The organism is Pantoea sp. 18069 (genome assembly GCF_902706035.1).
Taxonomy (GTDB): Bacteria; Pseudomonadota; Gammaproteobacteria; order Burkholderiales; family Burkholderiaceae_C; genus Comamonas.
The window spans coordinates 214,218-228,654 of sequence record NZ_CACSJA010000002.1 but is presented as its reverse complement, the minus strand read 5'-3'; the positions used below and the strand labels follow the sequence as shown (position 1 = coordinate 228,654).

The window sequence follows — 14,437 nt, the reverse complement described above, 5'->3', positions numbered from 1 at the left end:
CAGTGCTACAATAGATGCTTCGACACAGGAGAGGTGGCAGAGTGGTCGAATGTACCTGACTCGAAATCAGGCGTAGTAGCGATACTACCGTGGGTTCGAATCCCACCCTCTCCGCCATAATTGGAAAAGCCTTGCAGCTCTATGAGTTGCAAGGCTTTTTTCATTGGGCGCGAGGAAAGCGCTTTGCTTTCAGCGGTCTGCCGGAAAACGCGCCTTCGACAGGCGCTCAAGAAACAGATTTTCAAAATAAATCAAAGACTTGGGAAGCCCTCGATTTGAGCAAACAGCAGCTGACTATGGGCGGCCTACTCTCAAAATATCGACCCTTCGATCCTTCGATGGGCTCAGGACTCAGGGCGAGCGGTAGTTTAGGGCGCGATGGAAAACTCCGTTCGGGCTGAGCCCCGCTCGGCGCGCCCGTCGAAGCCCCGGTATTCAAGAAACCGGTCTCACTCCCCGCTGCTTCTTGATCACGCCTTGCGAGACTTCGTCTCGATTACCTCGCCCAGGGCGAACGGCAAGGGGTAGATTTCACCCTCCGGCGCGCCGCCCCTGCGCCCATGCATGGCGCTGCAGCGTCTGCAAGGCCTGCTGCAGTACGGGCGCATCCACCATGCGGCCGTCGAGCACGCACACGCCGCCGCCGGCCTCCTGCAAGGCCTGTTGCACGCGCCGGGCGTGGGCCACGGCGCTGGCATCGGGATCGAAGGCCGCATGCAGCACGGCCACCTGCGCGGGGTGTATGCACAGCTTGCCGCCAAAGCCCATGCGCCGCGCGCGGGCCGCATCGCGGGCCATGCGCTCGGGATTGCGCGTATCCACGGTCACGCCGTCCACCGCCGCGCCCAGCCCTGCGCGGCGCGAAGCCAGCACCAGGGCCATGCGAATGGGCAGCAGCTCGTCCTCCGCGCCTTCGCTGTCGCAGGCCATGCCCGCATCGACCTGAAAATCCAGATGCCCGAAGGCCAGGCGCACCACCTGTGGCGCCGCCGCCAGGGCATCGGCGGCATCCAGCCCGGCCACGCTTTCCACCAGGGGCAGCAAAGCCGCCTGCGCGCCCGCCGCCCGGGCCACGGCATGCAGGGTCTGGACGCGCTCGGCCTTGGCGACCACGGCGCCGGCCACGCCCCGGGCCACCAGCGCGGCCAGCGCTGCGAGGTCGTCCTCATGCCAGGGCGTGCCTTCGGCGTTGATGCGCACCAGAATGCGCGCGCGCACCCGGACGGGCAGCGCGGCCACGGCCTGGGCCAATGCTGCACGGGCAGTCGCCTTGTCGGCGGGCGCTACCGCGTCCTCCCAGTCGGCGATGACCATGTCGCAGCCGCTGTCCAGCGCCTTGGCCAGGCGCTCGGGCCGGGTGGCGGGCACAAAAAGAAAGGAAGTGGCCTGGCGCGCGAGTTCGTGCATGGGGTGTTTCACTTCAGCAGTTTTTCTACTTTGGGCCACTGCGCCACTTGCCAGAGGTGCTGCACGGACTGCCCGGCCTGTGCGGAGGATGCGGCGCCGCCGTAGGCCGCCAGGCGCAGGGCCTTGGCGGTGATCTCCTCGCGGGTGAGCGTGTTGCCGGGGTCGCCCTTGGGGTCGTCCACGCGGCCTTGCAGCGTGCGGCCGTCAAGGGTGTGCACGGTGACCTTGCCTATCCAGCGCTGGGGGTAGGCCGTGTCGACTTCGGTGTCCAGCACCATGCTGACCTTTTCGCGCAGGGCGACGGTTTCGGGCGCCAGAAAGTGGGCGTCGAACTCCGTCAAGCCGGCATGGCCGAAGCGCGCGGCCAGGCCCAGCACCGTGCCCATGGAGAACTTGGACTGGTGCACGGTCGCGGGCGCGATCACGGCGCCGAGCACGTCGATGGCGCCCTGGTGCACATGGCAGGTGACCTGGGCCAGGTCCGCGGGTTGCAGGCCGTGCTCGCGCATGACTTGCAGCAGCGCGTCGGCCGCGGGGTGGGTGTGGCGGCAGGAGGCATGCCATTTGAAGCTGGTTTCCGCCAGGGCCCAGCGGGTGCCCAGGCCGTCGGTGAGCCGGGACGGGTCGGCGTCCGTGGACATTCCCGCGGCCAGTCCCTGGGGGCCGGTGAAGATGTCCTGCGCGCCGGTAAAGCCATCCTGGGCCAGGTAGGCGGCCATCAGTCCGGCGGCCGAAGCGTGGGCCGTGTGCAGCTGCTTGCTGTCGGCCGCGGTGCGCAGGAACTCCCACAAACCGGCCGACTGCGTGCCGGCCGAGCCGAAGGCATGCTGCATCTGCCCGGGAGTGAGTTCCAGCAGACGGCCCACGGCGGCGGCGGCAGCCAGCGTGCCGGCGGTGGCCGTGGTGTGAAAGATGCGGTAGTGGCTGCGTCCCAGGAATTCCCCCACGCGTATGCCCACTTCGTAGCCCACGACGCAGGCGGCCATGAGCTGCGCGCCGCTGGCGCCAATGCTTTGCGCCACGGCCACGGCGGGCGCAAACACCACGGCCGCGGGGTGGAACACCGCGCCGTTGTGCACGTCGTCCTGTTCGGCGACATGCGAAGCGGCGGCATTGGCCAGCGCGGCCATCATCGGCGAAGTGGTGGCGCTGTGGCCTATGACTTCGCAGGGGCCGGCGCATGGGCCTTGCGAGAGCGCAAAGCGCGCCAGGCTTTGCACGGGCCGCGCGCTCTGGCCGGCGAGCACGGAGCCGAACCAGTCCACCCACAGGTCTTCGGCGCGGCGTTGCACGGCGGCGGGAACGTCCTCCCAGCGCAGCTGGGCGGCGAACGCGGCCAGGGGATGGAGCGTCATGGCGTTTTCGGGTTTCATGGGCGTCTTTCGGGCGGGCAGGAATTACGCTGCCAGCACACTTTCTGGTGTTTCGGGTTGCAGGGCCTGGATCTGCGCGGGCGTCCAGCCCAGTGCGGCCAGGATGGCGAAGTTGTGCTGGCCTACGGCGGGCACGGCGTCCATGCGGTAGTCAAAAGCGCTGTTCACTCCGGGCGGCAGCAGCGCGGGGACCTCGCCTGCGGGCGTGGCCACGGTGCGCCAGCGATTGCGGGCCTGCAGTTGCGGATGGGCCCACAGCCGGGCCATGTCGTTGACCTGGGCGTTGGCAATGCCGGCTTCGTCCAGGCGTTGCACCACCTGGGCGGCCGTGAGGTGGCTGAAAATGCGCAGGATTTCGTCCTGCAGCACCTGGCGGTTTGCGTTGCGCCGGGCATTGCTGTCAAAGCGCGGGTCGGTCGCGAGTGCGGGCGCGCGCAGCACCAGGGCGCAGAACGCCGTCCATTCGCGCTCGTTTTGCAGACCCAGCATCACGGTGGCGCCATCGCCGGCGGCAAAGGGGCCGTAGGGGTAGATGCTGGCGTGCGAAGCGCCCGTGCGCGGCGGGGGCGCCGCGCCTTCATAGGCGTAGTACAGCGGGTAGTTCATCCACTCGCCCATGGCTTCAAGCATGGACACGTCGATGTGGCTGCCTTCGCCGGTCCTGCCGCGCAGCAGCAGTGCCGACAGGATGTTGGAGTAGGCGTACATGCCGGCCGCGATGTCGGCCACCGAGATGCCGGATTTGCTGGGTGTCTCGGGCGTGCCGGTGACGGACAGGAAGCCCGCCTCGCTCTGGATCAGCAGGTCGTAGGCTTTCTTGTCGCGGTAGGGGCCGTCGGCGCCGTAGCCACTGATGTCGCAGACGATGAGCTTGGGATTGTGTGCCTTGAGCGCTTCGTAGGACAGGCCCATGCGCGCGGCCGCGCCGGGCGCGAGGTTTTGCACCAGCACATCGGCCGTGGCCAGCAACTGCAGCAGCGCGGCCAGGGCCTGCGGCTGCTTGACGTCCAGTGCCAGGCTTTCCTTGTTGCGGTTGAGCCAGGTGAAATGCGAGGACTGGCCGTTGACGCGCTGGTCGTAGCCGCGCGCGAAGTCCCCGCTGCCGGGGCGCTCGATCTTGATGACGCGCGCTCCCAGATCTGCCAGCTGGCGGGTGCAGAACGGCGCGGCCACCGCATGTTCCAGCGAGACGACGGTGATGCCATCCAAGGGTCGGGTCATGGAAGTCTCCAGTGGAGTGGGCGGGCTGCGGTGTCGTTGCGGCTCAGAACGAGCGCGGCAGGCCCAGCACATGCTCGGCGACAAACGAGTAGATCAAGTTGGTGGAGATGGGCGCGACCTGGTACAGGCGCGTTTCGCGGAACTTGCGTTCGATGTCGTATTCGCAGGCAAAGCCGAAGCCGCCATGGAATTGCAGGCAGGCGTTGGCCGCTTCCCAGCTGGCCTTGGCCGCCAGGTACTTGGCCATGTTGGCCTGGGCGCCGCAGGACTGGTGGGCGTCGAACATCTCGCAGGCTTTCCAGCGCATCAGATTCGCCGCTTCGACTTCGATGAAGGCGTCGGCAATGGGGAACTGCACGCCCTGGTTCTGGCCTATGGGGCGGCCGAACACCTGGCGCTCCTTCACGTATTGGGTCACGCGGTCGATGAACCAGTAGCCGTCGCCTATGCACTCGGCGGCGATCAGCGTGCGCTCGGCGTTGAGGCCGTCGAGGATGTACTTGAAGCCCTTGCCTTCTTCGCCGATGAGGTTTTCTTCGGGGATTTCCAGGTTTTCGAAGAACAGCTCATTGGTCTCGTGGTTGACCATGTTGAGAATGGGGCGCACGGTCATGCCGTTTTTCTCGGCTTCGCGCAGGTCCACCATGAAGATGGACATGCCTTCGCTCTTCTTCGTGACTTCGGCTAGCGGTGTGGTGCGCGCCAGCAGGATCATGAAGTCGCTGTGCTGCACGCGGCTGATCCAGACCTTCTGGCCGTTGATCACGTAGCGGCCGTCCTTCTTGACAGCGCTGGTCTTGATCTTGGTGGTGTCGGTGCCGGTGGTGGGCTCGGTCACGCCCATGGACTGCAGGCGCCATTCGCCGCTGGCGATGCGGGGCAGGTACTTTTGCTTTTGCGCTTCGCTGCCATGGCGCAGCAGCGTGTTCATGTTGTACATCTGGCCGTGGCAGGCGCCGGAGTTGCCGCCCGCGCGGTTGATCTCTTCCATCACCACGCTGGCCTCGGTCAGGCCCAGGCCCGAGCCGCCGTATTCCTGCGGAATCAGCGCGGCCATCCAGCCGGCCTGGGTCAGCGCATTGACAAAGGCTTCGGGGTAGCCGCGCTCCTCGTCGATCTTGCGGAAATACGCATCGGGAAACTCGGCGCACAGCGCGCGCACGGCGTCGCGGATATCGTGGAAATTGTTGGAGCTGGTTTGTTCGATCATGGCGGTTTGCGGGAATCAAGAGGGCGGGTAGGGCGCAGGCAGGGCAGCTGGTGGCGCCGGGCTTCAGAGGATTTTTGCCGTGGCCTGCATGGTGAGCCAGCCTTCGTGGTCGCAGGCCCACAGCGCGATGGTCTTGCCGTCAGGTGACGGCTGGCCGAGCACGGTGAAAGGGTTGAGGTCGTAGGTGGGGCGCACGGCCTTGAAGGAGAAATCCGTGACCACCGCGCCGGGGGCGTTGCGGCGCAGCAGGTCGATGAGCAAGGTGGCGATCAGCGGCCCGTGCACGACCAGGCCGGGATAGCCTTCCTGCTGCGTGGCGTAGCTGCGGTCGTAATGGATGCGGTGGCCGTTGAAAGTGAGCGCCGAGTAGCGAAACAGCAGCACCGGATCGGGCGTGATCTGGCGCACCCAGGCGGCGCTGGTCTCGGCGGCCGTGGGCAGGGGCGCGGGCTCGCCCGGCTGCGCCGCGCCGCGGTAGACGATGTCCTGTTCCTCGGTCACCGCCACGCCGCGGGCATTGCCCGACGCATGGTGCAACTGCACGAACAGCAGTTCACCCGAGCGGCCTTTTTTGTGCTCGACGGACAGGATGCGCGATGTGCGCTGCACGGCTTCGCCCACGCGCAGCGGGTTGTCCGGGTTCCATTGCACGCGGCTGCCGGCCCACATGCGCCGGGGCAGCGGCACGGGGGGCAGAAAGCCGCCGCGCGCCGGGTGGCCGTCCGCGCCCAGCTGGCTTTGCGGTGCCACGGGCACGAAATTCATCCAGTGCCACAGCGGCGCCAGCGCGTCTGCCGGTTGCGGCGGGGGATCGTTGCGATCGAGCATGGCGCTGAAAGCGCCCACTGCATGGGCGCTGATTCGGTCGCTCAAGGTCTCGGTCTTGCCAACCCAGGACTGCAGCAGAGCGATCTGCTGCGGCGTCAGGGAAGCTGCGGATAGGACATTTTCGGAGTGCATGGCTGCATGCTCGCTGGCAATGCCGGTGCACGCAATCTGAGAAATTGAAACGTATCCTTAGCCTTCGGTGAAGACGGGGGTGCGCCGCAGGTGTTAACCCTTGGAAATTCAGGCCCCGCGGCCTGTGCAGGCCCCGGACCAGGGGGAACTTCCACGTTTCCGAACACCATCCTTGCGAATCCCGAATTGGCGATCCCGGCGGCTGGCGGCATGCTTGCCAGCAATGACCCGGAATCACCCGGGCACAACCGCAAGGACTGACATGAGCAAGATGCTAGAAGGCAAAGTAGTTGTAGTCACCGGCGCCGGCGGCGGCATTGGCCGTGACATGGCACTGTCCATGGCCACCGAAGGCGCGAAGATCGTGGTCAACGACATCGGCACGTCGACGACCGGCGAAGGCACGGACGCCGGCCCCGCGCAAAAGGTGGTCGAGGAGATCAAGGCCCTGGGCGGCCAGGCCGTGGCCAATACGGACAGCGTTTGCGAAGCTGCCGGCGCCGCGCGCATCATTGCCTGCGCCGTGGACACGTTCGGCCGCATCGACGGCGTGGTGAACAACGCCGGCATCCTGCGTGACCGCTTCTTCCACAAGATGAGCCTGGACGAGTGGGACGCCGTGATCAAGGTGCACCTGTACGGCAGCTACTACATGAGCCGCGCCGCCGCCAACCACTTCAAGGAGCAGGAAAGCGGCGCGATGGTGCACATGACGTCCACTTCGGGCCTGATCGGCAACCTGGGCCAGGCCAACTACAGCGCTGCCAAGCTGGCGCTGGTGGCGCTGTCCAAGTCCATCGCGCTGGATATGCAGAAGTTCAACGTGCGCTCCAACTGCATTGCACCCTTTGCCTGGAGCCGCATGATAGGCTCCATCCCCACCGACACGCCCGAGCAGCAGGCGCGCGTGGCCAAGATCCAGCAGATGACGCCCAACAAGATCGCGCCGCTGGCCGTGTACCTGCTGTCCGACCAGGCCAGGGACGTGAACGCCCAGGTGTTCACCGTGCGCAATAACGAGATTTTCCTGATGAGCCAGCCGCGCCCCGTGCGCTCGGTGCACCGCAGCGAAGGCTGGACCGCCCAGGGCATCGCCGAGCACGGCATGCCCGCGCTGCAGCGCTCGTTCGTGCCGCTGGAGCGCTCGGGCGATGTGTTCAGCTGGGACCCGGTCTGAGCAGGTGGCGGCCATGGCCATCTCCTATGCGTCTCTCAAGCAGCGCGTCTTCGCGCCCGTGCGCCAGCATTACAGCGAGCGCGACACCGTGCTGTATGCGCTCAGCCTTGGCTTGGGCAACGACCCGCTGGACGACAAGGCCCAGGCCTTCGTCTATGAAGGCGCTGCGGGCGGCCTGCAGGCCCTGCCTTCGCAGGCCGTGGTGCTGGGCTTTCCCGGCTTCTGGGCGCGTGAACCGGATACCGGCATCGACTGGGTCAGGCTGCTGCACGGCGAGCAGCGCATGCGGCTGCACCGTCCGCTGCCGGCCAGTGCCGAGGTGGTGGGCCACAACCGCATCACCCACCTGACCGACAAGGGCGAGGGCAAGGGCGCCATCATGGTGACCGAGCGCCGGCTGGAAACCACGGACGGCGAACTGCTGGCCACGGTGCAGCAGGTGACTTTTCTGCGCGGCGACGGCGGCTACAGCCTGCAAGGCGGCGGCCAGCCCAGCGATGCGCCGCTGCCCGCGCTGCAGCCCACGCCCGCGGACCGCGCGCCCGATTTCACCGACACCCAGGTCATCCGCCCCGAGGCCGCGCTGCTGTACCGGCTGATGGGCGACTTCAACCCGCTGCACGCCGATCCGGCCGTGGCGCGCAAGGCGGGCTTCGAGCGCCCCATCCTGCACGGCCTGGCCAGCTATGGCCTGGTGGCGCATGCGGTGCTGCGCCAGTGCTGCGACCACAATCCCGCGCGCCTGAAGGCGCTGGATATCCGCTTTGCCGCGCCGGTGTATCCGGGCGAGACGCTGGTCACCGAGATCTGGCGCATTCCGGGCCAGCCGCTGCAGCTGCAGCTGCGCGCCCGCGTGCTGGAGCGCGACAAGCTGGTGCTGAGCCACGGCTTTGCCGAGCTCGCGTGAATCTTCCATCACCAGGCTGTCGGCGCTTCAGGGTGAAGCGCCGCAGCCGCATTGGTTCATCAATCCTGCAATGGAGTCCGCCATGAGCGCATCCCCCGTATTGACCACCGTGAAGGATGGTATCGGCACCATCACCTTGAACCGCCCCGAGGCACGCAATGCGCTGAACCAGGCCATGCGCCCGGCCCTGGCCGCGGCCATCGCGCAGATGCGCGACGACGCGCAGGTGCACACCGTCATCCTTACCGGTGCAGGCGGCGCCTTTTGCTCGGGCGGCGACATCGGCCAGATGCTGGACACCCGCCAGGCGGGCCTGCCCTGGCGCGAGCGCATCCGCAGCCTGCACCAGTGGTTTCCCGAGCTGGTGAACATGGAAAAACCCGTGATCGCCGCCGTGGACGGCCCGGCCTTTGGCGCGGGCATGAGCCTGGCGCTGGCGGCCGATTTCGTGCTGGCCACGCGCCGCGCGCAGTTTTGCGCCGTGTTCGGCCGCATCGGCCTAATCCCCGATCTGGGCGCCATGCAATTGCTGCCGCGCATCGTGGGCCAGCAAAAGGCCAAGGAACTGGTGTTCACCGCGCGCACGGTGGCGGCCGAGGAAGCCAGGCAGCTGGGCATCGTCTACGAGGTCGTGGAAGACGGCGCCGCCTTGCAGGACGCGGCGCTGGCACTGGCGCGTCGCTTTGGCGAGGCCTCGACGGCCGCCATCGGCATGGCCAAGACCATCATGAACCAGGCGTTCGAGCTGGATGCCCGCGCCATGGCCGAGCTCGAAGCCTATGCCCAGACCATGTGCCGCAGCTCGGACTACCACCTGGATGCGGTGCGGCGCTTTGGCGACAAGCAGCCGCTGCGCTTCGACTGGGATCGCAAGGCGTGAGCACGGACGCTCTGGTGCAGGGGCTGCAGGCCCTGCTGCGCGCCGGCGATACCCTCTGGTGGGGGCAGGCCACGGCCGAGCCGCTGACCCTCACGCGCGCGCTGGTCGAGCACCGCCACGCGCTGGCCCGGGGCGGGCGGCTGCGGGTGTTCGTCGGTATCGGCGTGTCGGACACGCTGCGGCCCGAGCAGGCCGACGTGATCGACTTTCTGGGCTACTGCGCCGCCGGCCCGCACCGCAAGCTGGCCCAGGCGGGCGTGCTGGACATCGTGCCCAGCCATTACTCCCATTTGCCCGGCCTGATAGAGGGCGGCGTGCTGCCTGCCGACGTGGTGCTGCTGCAGGTCTCGCCGCCCGACGACCAGGGCCGCTACAGCCTGGGTCTGGTGCACGAATACCTGCCGGCCGCGCTGCGCAAGGCCCGCGTGGTGATCGCCGAAGTGAACCCCGCAATTCCCTGGACCCATGGCAGCGTTTACCTGACAGCCGACGATTTCGCCTTGCTGGTTGATGCCGAGCATCCGCCCTTGAGCCTGGAGCGCAGCGCGCCCGGCCCAGTGGAGCAGGCCATTGCCGGCCATATTGCCGCCCTGCTCGAGGACGGCGCCACGCTGCAGGTGGGCATAGGCAATCTGCCCGAAGCCGTGCTGTCGGCCCTGCATGGCCACCGCGACCTGGGACTGCACAGCGGCGCCGTAGGGGACGGCATTGCCGCCCTGGCCGAGGCGGGCGTGCTGACCAATGCGCGCAAGAGCCTGGATGCCGGCGTGGGCATTGGCGGCATCCTGATGGGCAGCGAGCGCCTCAGGAACTGGGCCCACCGCAACGCCGGCTTTGCGCTGCGCGAGACCGGCTACACCCATGACGCGCAGGTGCTGGCCGACAGCCACAAGCTGGCCGCGATCAACTCGGCCGTCGAGGTGGACCTCACGGGGCAGGTCAATGCCGAAGTGGTCGGCGCCACCTACGTCGGCGCCGTCGGCGGCGCGGTGGACTTCCTGCGCGGCGCGGCGCGCAGCCGCGGCGGCCTGCCCATCGTCGCCCTGCCCGCCACGGCCAAGGGCGCCACGCGCATCGTCGCCCAGCTGTCCGGCCCGGTGAGCACGCCGCGCAGCGATGCCGGCCTGATCGTCACCGAATACGGCGTGGCCGACCTGCGCGGCCAGCCGCTGTCGCGCCGCGTGCGCCGCCTGATAGCCATCGCCGCCCCCGAGCACCGCGCCGACCTGGAGCGCCAGGGCCATGCCCTGCTGCGCCAGTGCGGTGCAAGTTTCCACTGATTCTTTCGAACCTTCCATTGCAGGAGAAAACCATGCGCAGAGCCGCCATCGTCACCCCCCTTCGCACGCCTGTCGGCACTTTCGGCGGCAGCCTGCGGCCCGTAGCGGTCGAGGAACTGGCCGCCATCACCGTGCGTGCCGTGGTCGAGAAAAGTGGTATCGACCCCGCACGCATAGACGACGTGGTGTTTGCCCAGTCCTATGCCAGCAGCGAGACGCCTTGCGTGGGCCGCTGGGCGGCGCTGCAGGCCGGGCTGCCCGTCGAAGTGCCGGGAATGCAGCTGGACCGGCGCTGCGGCGGCGGCCTGCAGGCCGTGGTCACGGCCGCCATGATGGTGCAAAGCGGCGCCGCCGACGTGGTGATTGCCGGTGGCGTCGAGAGCATGAGCAACATCGAGTACTACTCCACCGACATGCGCTGGGGCGCGCGCTCGGGCAATGTACGCTTTTATGACCGCCTCGACCGGGGCCGTGAGCGCTCCCAGCCCGTGGAGCGCTTTGGCAAGATCTCGGGAATGATAGAAACCGCCGAGAACCTGGCGCGCGACTATGGCATCACGCGCGATCAGGCCGATGCCTTCGCGCTGCGCAGCCACCAGCGCGCCGCCGCTGCCTGGGAGGCGGGGCGCTTCGATGACGAGACCATTGCGGTGACCGTGCCCCAGCGCAAGGGCGAGCCGCTGCGGTTTGCGCGCGATGAAGGCTTTCGCACCGATATCTCGACCGAGAGCCTGGGCAAGCTGCGCACGCTGATCGCGGGCGGCACGGTCACCGCCGGCAACGCCAGCCAGCAAAACGACGCCAGCGCTGCCTGCCTGATCGTGGCCGAGGACAAGCTGGAGGAACTGGGCCTCACGCCCATGGCCACGCTGGTGGGCTGGGCCGCCGCGGGCTGCGAGCCTTCGCACATGGGCATAGGCCCGGTGCCGGCCGTCAGGAAGCTGCTGTCGCGCCTGAACCTCCAGCTCGACCAGATGGATCTGGTGGAGCTCAACGAGGCCTTTGCCTGCCAGGTGCTGTCCGTGCTCAAGGGCTGGGAGTGGAACGACAGGGATGCGATCGAGCACAAGCTCAACGTCAACGGCTCGGGCATCTCGCTGGGCCACCCCATAGGCGCCACCGGCGTGCGCATTCTGGCCACGCTGCTGCATGAGCTCGAGCGCCGCAAGGGCCGCTATGGCCTGGAGACCATGTGCATAGGCGGCGGCCAGGGCATTGCGGCGGTGTTTGAACGCTTCTGACCCTCATCTGCGGGCAAACCCTCGCTAAAGGCAGGTGAACACGGGCTTTGCCAAAAGCAGATTCCCACGGCGGTTCGCGCGCCGCATTATCGGTGCCTTGCCCAGCGGCACGCGGCCAGGCCCGTCCTGTCCGGTACCGCGCCCCACAACATTGATTGCAGGAGACAACACATGATCGCTTCCCGACGCCGACTGGCCGCAGCCACCCTGATCCTGGCCCCGATGACTGTTGCGATGCTTGCGGCGATGCCCGCCGCCGCGCAGGACGCGCAACCCGTGCGCCTGATCGTGGGCTATTCCGCCGGAGGCCCCGTTGACCAGGGCGCGCGCCTGTTCAGCGTGGCGCTCACCAAGGAGCTGGGCACTTCGGTCATCGTGGAGAACAAGCCCGGCGCCAATGCCACCCTGGCCGGCGGCGAAGTCGTGCGCGCCAAGGCCGATGGGCTGACGCTGTGGTTCGCCGCCAGCCCGACCATCACCATCAGCCCCAACGTGATGGGCAAGATGGCCTTCGACCCGGCCAGGGACCTCACGCCCGTGGCGCCCATCCTGAGCTACTACAACGTGCTGGTGGTCAACCCAAAGGAGCCCTACAAGAACACGCAGGAACTGGTGGCCAACGCCAAGGCCAACCCGCAAAGGCTCAACTACGGCTCGGCGGGCGTGGGCGGCTCCAACCACCTGGGCGCGCTGCTGTTCGCCAAGCGCAGCGGCATCGAGATGAGCCACATCCCTTACAAGGGCAATGCGCCGGCGATGACCGATGTGATCGGCGGCCAGCTGAACATGATGCTGGACATCATCAGCACCGCCAGCCCCTACATCCACAGCGGCAAGGTGCGCGCCATCGCCGTCAGCTCGCCGCAGCGCAATGCCTCCCTGCCCGATGTGCCCACCTTTGCCGAATCGGGCATTGACGGCCTCAAGGGCTTTGACGTGGGCGGCTGGTACGGCATTTACGGCCCCCAGGGCATGGCGCCCGAACTGGTGGCGCGCCTGAACAAGTCCATCAACGCGGCATTGGCCCAGCCGGAGCTGCGCAAGCGCTTCAAGGAACTGGGCTACGAGGAATGGACGGGCGCGCCCCAGAAGCTGGCCGAGCGCGGCGCCACGGAACGCGCCATGTGGGCTTCGGTGACCCAGGGCATCGTGGTGGACTGAGGACCGCATGAGTGCACGCATCCACCATCTGCTCGACCGCTGGCTTGGTGAAGCGCCCCAGCGCGCCTTCATCCATCTGCCTGACGGCCGCAGCCTGAGTTTTGCTGATCTCGGCGTGCTCACCGACACGGCCGAAGCCGAGTTGCGCCGCCTGCAGGTACGCGCCGGCGACCGCGTGCTGGTCGTGGCCGAGAACTGCCCCGAGCATGCGGCGCTGATCCTGGCCTGCAGCCGCGTCGGCGCCTGGTCCTGCGGGGTGAACGCACGCATGGCGCCTGGTGAGATCGATGCCTTCGCCGCCAAGGCCGATGCGCGCGTGGTGTATTTCACCGCCGCGGGCTCGGACAGCGCCGCCGCCCACGCCCGGCGGTTTTTCGCCCGGGACTCGGCCTTGCCGGGCATGCAGCACAGCCCCGTGCGCCAGGAGGCGCAGGCCGAGACCGGCGCGCTGCAAGGCGAAGTGGCGGCGCTGATCTTCACTTCGGGCACCACCGGAACGCCCAAGGGCGTGATGGTGGGCCATGACGCGCTGGCCCATTTCGCGCGTGTCTCCGCTCAATCGCGCGCGCTCGGCCCCGAGGACCGCAGCTATGCCTTCGTGCCGATGACGCATATCTTCGGCCTGGGCACGGTGCTGCTGGCCTCGCTGCATGCGGGCGCCCAGATGGTGATGCGCCCGCAGTTCGACCCGGCGCAGTTGCTCGAGGCGCTGGCCCGCCATGGCGTCTCGCAGCTGCAGGGCCCGCCCGCGCTGTACGCGCGCCTGCTCGCCTATCTGCAGGAGCAGGGCATTGCCCGCCCCGAGGCCCCCGCGCTGCGCTATGTCTACACCGGTGCCGGGCCGCTGGATGGGACGCTCAAGAAGCGCGTCGAAGACGCTTTCGGCCAGGCGCTGCACCACGGCTATGGCCTGTCGGAATACGCGGGCTCGGTGCACCTGACGCGCCAGGGCGAGCAGCGCGGCGACACCAGCGCGGGCTATGTGGTGGACGGCGCCGAGGTGCGGGTCACCGACCCGGCCACCGGCGTGCCCCTGGCGGCGGGCGAGCGCGGCGAGCTGTGGATTCGCGGGCGCGGCCTGATGCCCGGCTATTTCCGCGACAGCGAGGCCACGGCTGCCGTGATGCGCGAGGGGGGCTGGTATGCGAGCGGCGATCTGGGCGAGCTGCATGCCGACGGCGCGCTGTTCGTGGTCGGGCGGCTCAAGGAAATGATCATCCGCTCGGGCTTCAACGTCTATCCGGCCGAAGTCGAGCTGGCGCTGGGCGAGCTGCCCGGCATACAGCGCAGCGCCGTGGTCGGGCGCCCCGAGAAGGACGGCAACGAGGAAGTGATTGCCTTTGTCGAGCTGTGCCCCGGCGCCACGCTGGACCAGCCCGCGGCCCGCGCCCATCTGCGCAGCCGCCTCGCGCCCTACAAGCTGCCCTCGCACATCGTGGTGGTGGCCGAGCTGCCCACCAGCCCCAATGGCAAGGTGCTCAAGCGCCTGCTGCAGGAGCAGGCGCTGCAGGCCGGCTGAACCGGGAAGGCCCCAGCAAAGGGGCAGCGAGCCCTTCGACGGAGCTCAGGACGCCGCCCCGCAGCTGCGCCGGCGCCGGGCCGCCCATCCGGCGTCAGCGG

Annotated in this window: 13 protein-coding genes and 1 tRNA gene; 9 read left to right on the top strand and 5 right to left on the bottom strand. The window is 68.0% G+C overall.

The window, feature by feature from the left end; translation table 11 throughout:
* Nucleotides 1-27 precede the first annotated feature (27 nt).
* Nucleotides 28-117: transfer RNA gene (locus tag GVL12_RS03175), tRNA-Ser, on the top strand.
* The gene (locus GVL12_RS03170) at nt 90-401 is read left to right on the top strand and encodes a hypothetical protein (protein ID WP_159911194.1); all 312 of its coding nucleotides are present in this window, start codon (nt 90-92) and stop codon (nt 399-401) included. The genes GVL12_RS03175 and GVL12_RS03170 overlap by 28 nt, the downstream gene beginning before the upstream one ends.
* A 130-nt stretch (nt 402-531) precedes the next feature.
* On the opposite strand, the gene GVL12_RS03165 is transcribed toward GVL12_RS03170, so the two are convergent.
* The 5 genes from GVL12_RS03165 to GVL12_RS03145 all read right to left on the bottom strand — a co-directional run bounded on the left by GVL12_RS03165 (nt 532) and on the right by GVL12_RS03145 (nt 6,171).
* On the bottom strand, nt 532-1,407 hold the full coding sequence (locus GVL12_RS03165) for a CoA ester lyase (RefSeq protein ID WP_159911193.1): 876 nt from the start codon (nt 1,405-1,407) through the stop codon (nt 532-534).
* A gap of 8 nt (nt 1,408-1,415) precedes the next feature.
* On the bottom strand, nt 1,416-2,762 hold the full coding sequence (locus GVL12_RS03160) for an MmgE/PrpD family protein (protein ID WP_200843459.1): 1,347 nt from the start codon (nt 2,760-2,762) through the stop codon (nt 1,416-1,418).
* A gap of 42 nt (nt 2,763-2,804) precedes the next feature.
* Entirely contained in the window at nt 2,805-4,001 is a 1,197-nt protein-coding gene (locus GVL12_RS03155; protein WP_159911191.1) for a CaiB/BaiF CoA-transferase family protein, read from the bottom strand.
* A 43-nt stretch (nt 4,002-4,044) separates the two neighbouring features.
* Nucleotides 4,045-5,211: an acyl-CoA dehydrogenase family protein gene (locus GVL12_RS03150; protein WP_159911190.1), complete on the bottom strand. Its 1,167-nt coding sequence runs from the start codon at nt 5,209-5,211 to the stop codon at nt 4,045-4,047.
* 63 nt (nt 5,212-5,274) lie between these two features.
* Nucleotides 5,275-6,171: a MaoC family dehydratase N-terminal domain-containing protein gene (locus tag GVL12_RS03145; protein WP_159911189.1), complete on the bottom strand. Its 897-nt coding sequence runs from the start codon at nt 6,169-6,171 to the stop codon at nt 5,275-5,277.
* Nucleotides 6,172-6,433: 262 nt separating this feature from the next.
* On the opposite strand from GVL12_RS03145, the gene GVL12_RS03140 reads away from it, so the two are divergent.
* The 7 genes from GVL12_RS03140 to GVL12_RS03110 all read left to right on the top strand — a co-directional run bounded on the left by GVL12_RS03140 (nt 6,434) and on the right by GVL12_RS03110 (nt 14,336).
* Nucleotides 6,434-7,348, top strand: a complete 915-nt coding sequence (locus tag GVL12_RS03140; protein ID WP_200843458.1) for an SDR family NAD(P)-dependent oxidoreductase — start codon at nt 6,434-6,436, stop codon at nt 7,346-7,348.
* 13 nt (nt 7,349-7,361) lie between these two features.
* Nucleotides 7,362-8,255, top strand: coding sequence for a MaoC/PaaZ C-terminal domain-containing protein (locus tag GVL12_RS03135; RefSeq protein ID WP_159911188.1), 894 nt, complete (start codon nt 7,362-7,364; stop codon nt 8,253-8,255).
* Between the two features lie 82 nt (nt 8,256-8,337).
* The gene (locus GVL12_RS03130; RefSeq protein WP_159911187.1) at nt 8,338-9,135 is read left to right on the top strand and encodes an enoyl-CoA hydratase/isomerase family protein; all 798 of its coding nucleotides are present in this window, start codon (nt 8,338-8,340) and stop codon (nt 9,133-9,135) included.
* A complete protein-coding gene (locus GVL12_RS03125; RefSeq protein ID WP_159911186.1) occupies nt 9,132-10,415 on the top strand; it encodes an acetyl-CoA hydrolase/transferase family protein in 1,284 nt (427 codons plus the stop codon). Before GVL12_RS03130 ends, GVL12_RS03125 begins: the two co-directional genes overlap by 4 nt.
* A 32-nt stretch (nt 10,416-10,447) precedes the next feature.
* On the top strand, nt 10,448-11,656 hold the full coding sequence (locus GVL12_RS03120) for an acetyl-CoA C-acetyltransferase (protein ID WP_159911185.1): 1,209 nt from the start codon (nt 10,448-10,450) through the stop codon (nt 11,654-11,656).
* A 171-nt stretch (nt 11,657-11,827) separates the two neighbouring features.
* Nucleotides 11,828-12,817, top strand: a complete 990-nt coding sequence (locus tag GVL12_RS03115) for a tripartite tricarboxylate transporter substrate binding protein (protein WP_159911184.1) — start codon at nt 11,828-11,830, stop codon at nt 12,815-12,817.
* 7 nt (nt 12,818-12,824) lie between these two features.
* A complete protein-coding gene (locus GVL12_RS03110; RefSeq protein ID WP_159911183.1) occupies nt 12,825-14,336 on the top strand; it encodes a class I adenylate-forming enzyme family protein in 1,512 nt (503 codons plus the stop codon).
* Nucleotides 14,337-14,437 lie beyond the last annotated feature (101 nt).

Coding starts and splice junctions, on each gene's coding strand:
- GVL12_RS03145 (WP_159911189.1), bottom strand. CDS start 6,171: ATGCACTCCGAAAATGTCCTATCCGCAGCTTCCCTGACGCCGCAGCAG.
- GVL12_RS03110 (WP_159911183.1), top strand. CDS start 12,825: ATGAGTGCACGCATCCACCATCTGCTCGACCGCTGGCTTGGTGAAGCG.
- GVL12_RS03150 (WP_159911190.1), bottom strand. CDS start 5,211: ATGATCGAACAAACCAGCTCCAACAATTTCCACGATATCCGCGACGCC.
- GVL12_RS03115 (WP_159911184.1), top strand. CDS start 11,828: ATGATCGCTTCCCGACGCCGACTGGCCGCAGCCACCCTGATCCTGGCC.
- GVL12_RS03135 (WP_159911188.1), top strand. CDS start 7,362: ATGGCCATCTCCTATGCGTCTCTCAAGCAGCGCGTCTTCGCGCCCGTG.
- GVL12_RS03120 (WP_159911185.1), top strand. CDS start 10,448: ATGCGCAGAGCCGCCATCGTCACCCCCCTTCGCACGCCTGTCGGCACT.
- GVL12_RS03155 (WP_159911191.1), bottom strand. CDS start 4,001: ATGACCCGACCCTTGGATGGCATCACCGTCGTCTCGCTGGAACATGCG.
- GVL12_RS03140 (WP_200843458.1), top strand. CDS start 6,434: ATGAGCAAGATGCTAGAAGGCAAAGTAGTTGTAGTCACCGGCGCCGGC.
- GVL12_RS03130 (WP_159911187.1), top strand. CDS start 8,338: ATGAGCGCATCCCCCGTATTGACCACCGTGAAGGATGGTATCGGCACC.
- GVL12_RS03165 (WP_159911193.1), bottom strand. CDS start 1,407: ATGCACGAACTCGCGCGCCAGGCCACTTCCTTTCTTTTTGTGCCCGCC.
- GVL12_RS03160 (WP_200843459.1), bottom strand. CDS start 2,762: ATGACGCTCCATCCCCTGGCCGCGTTCGCCGCCCAGCTGCGCTGGGAG.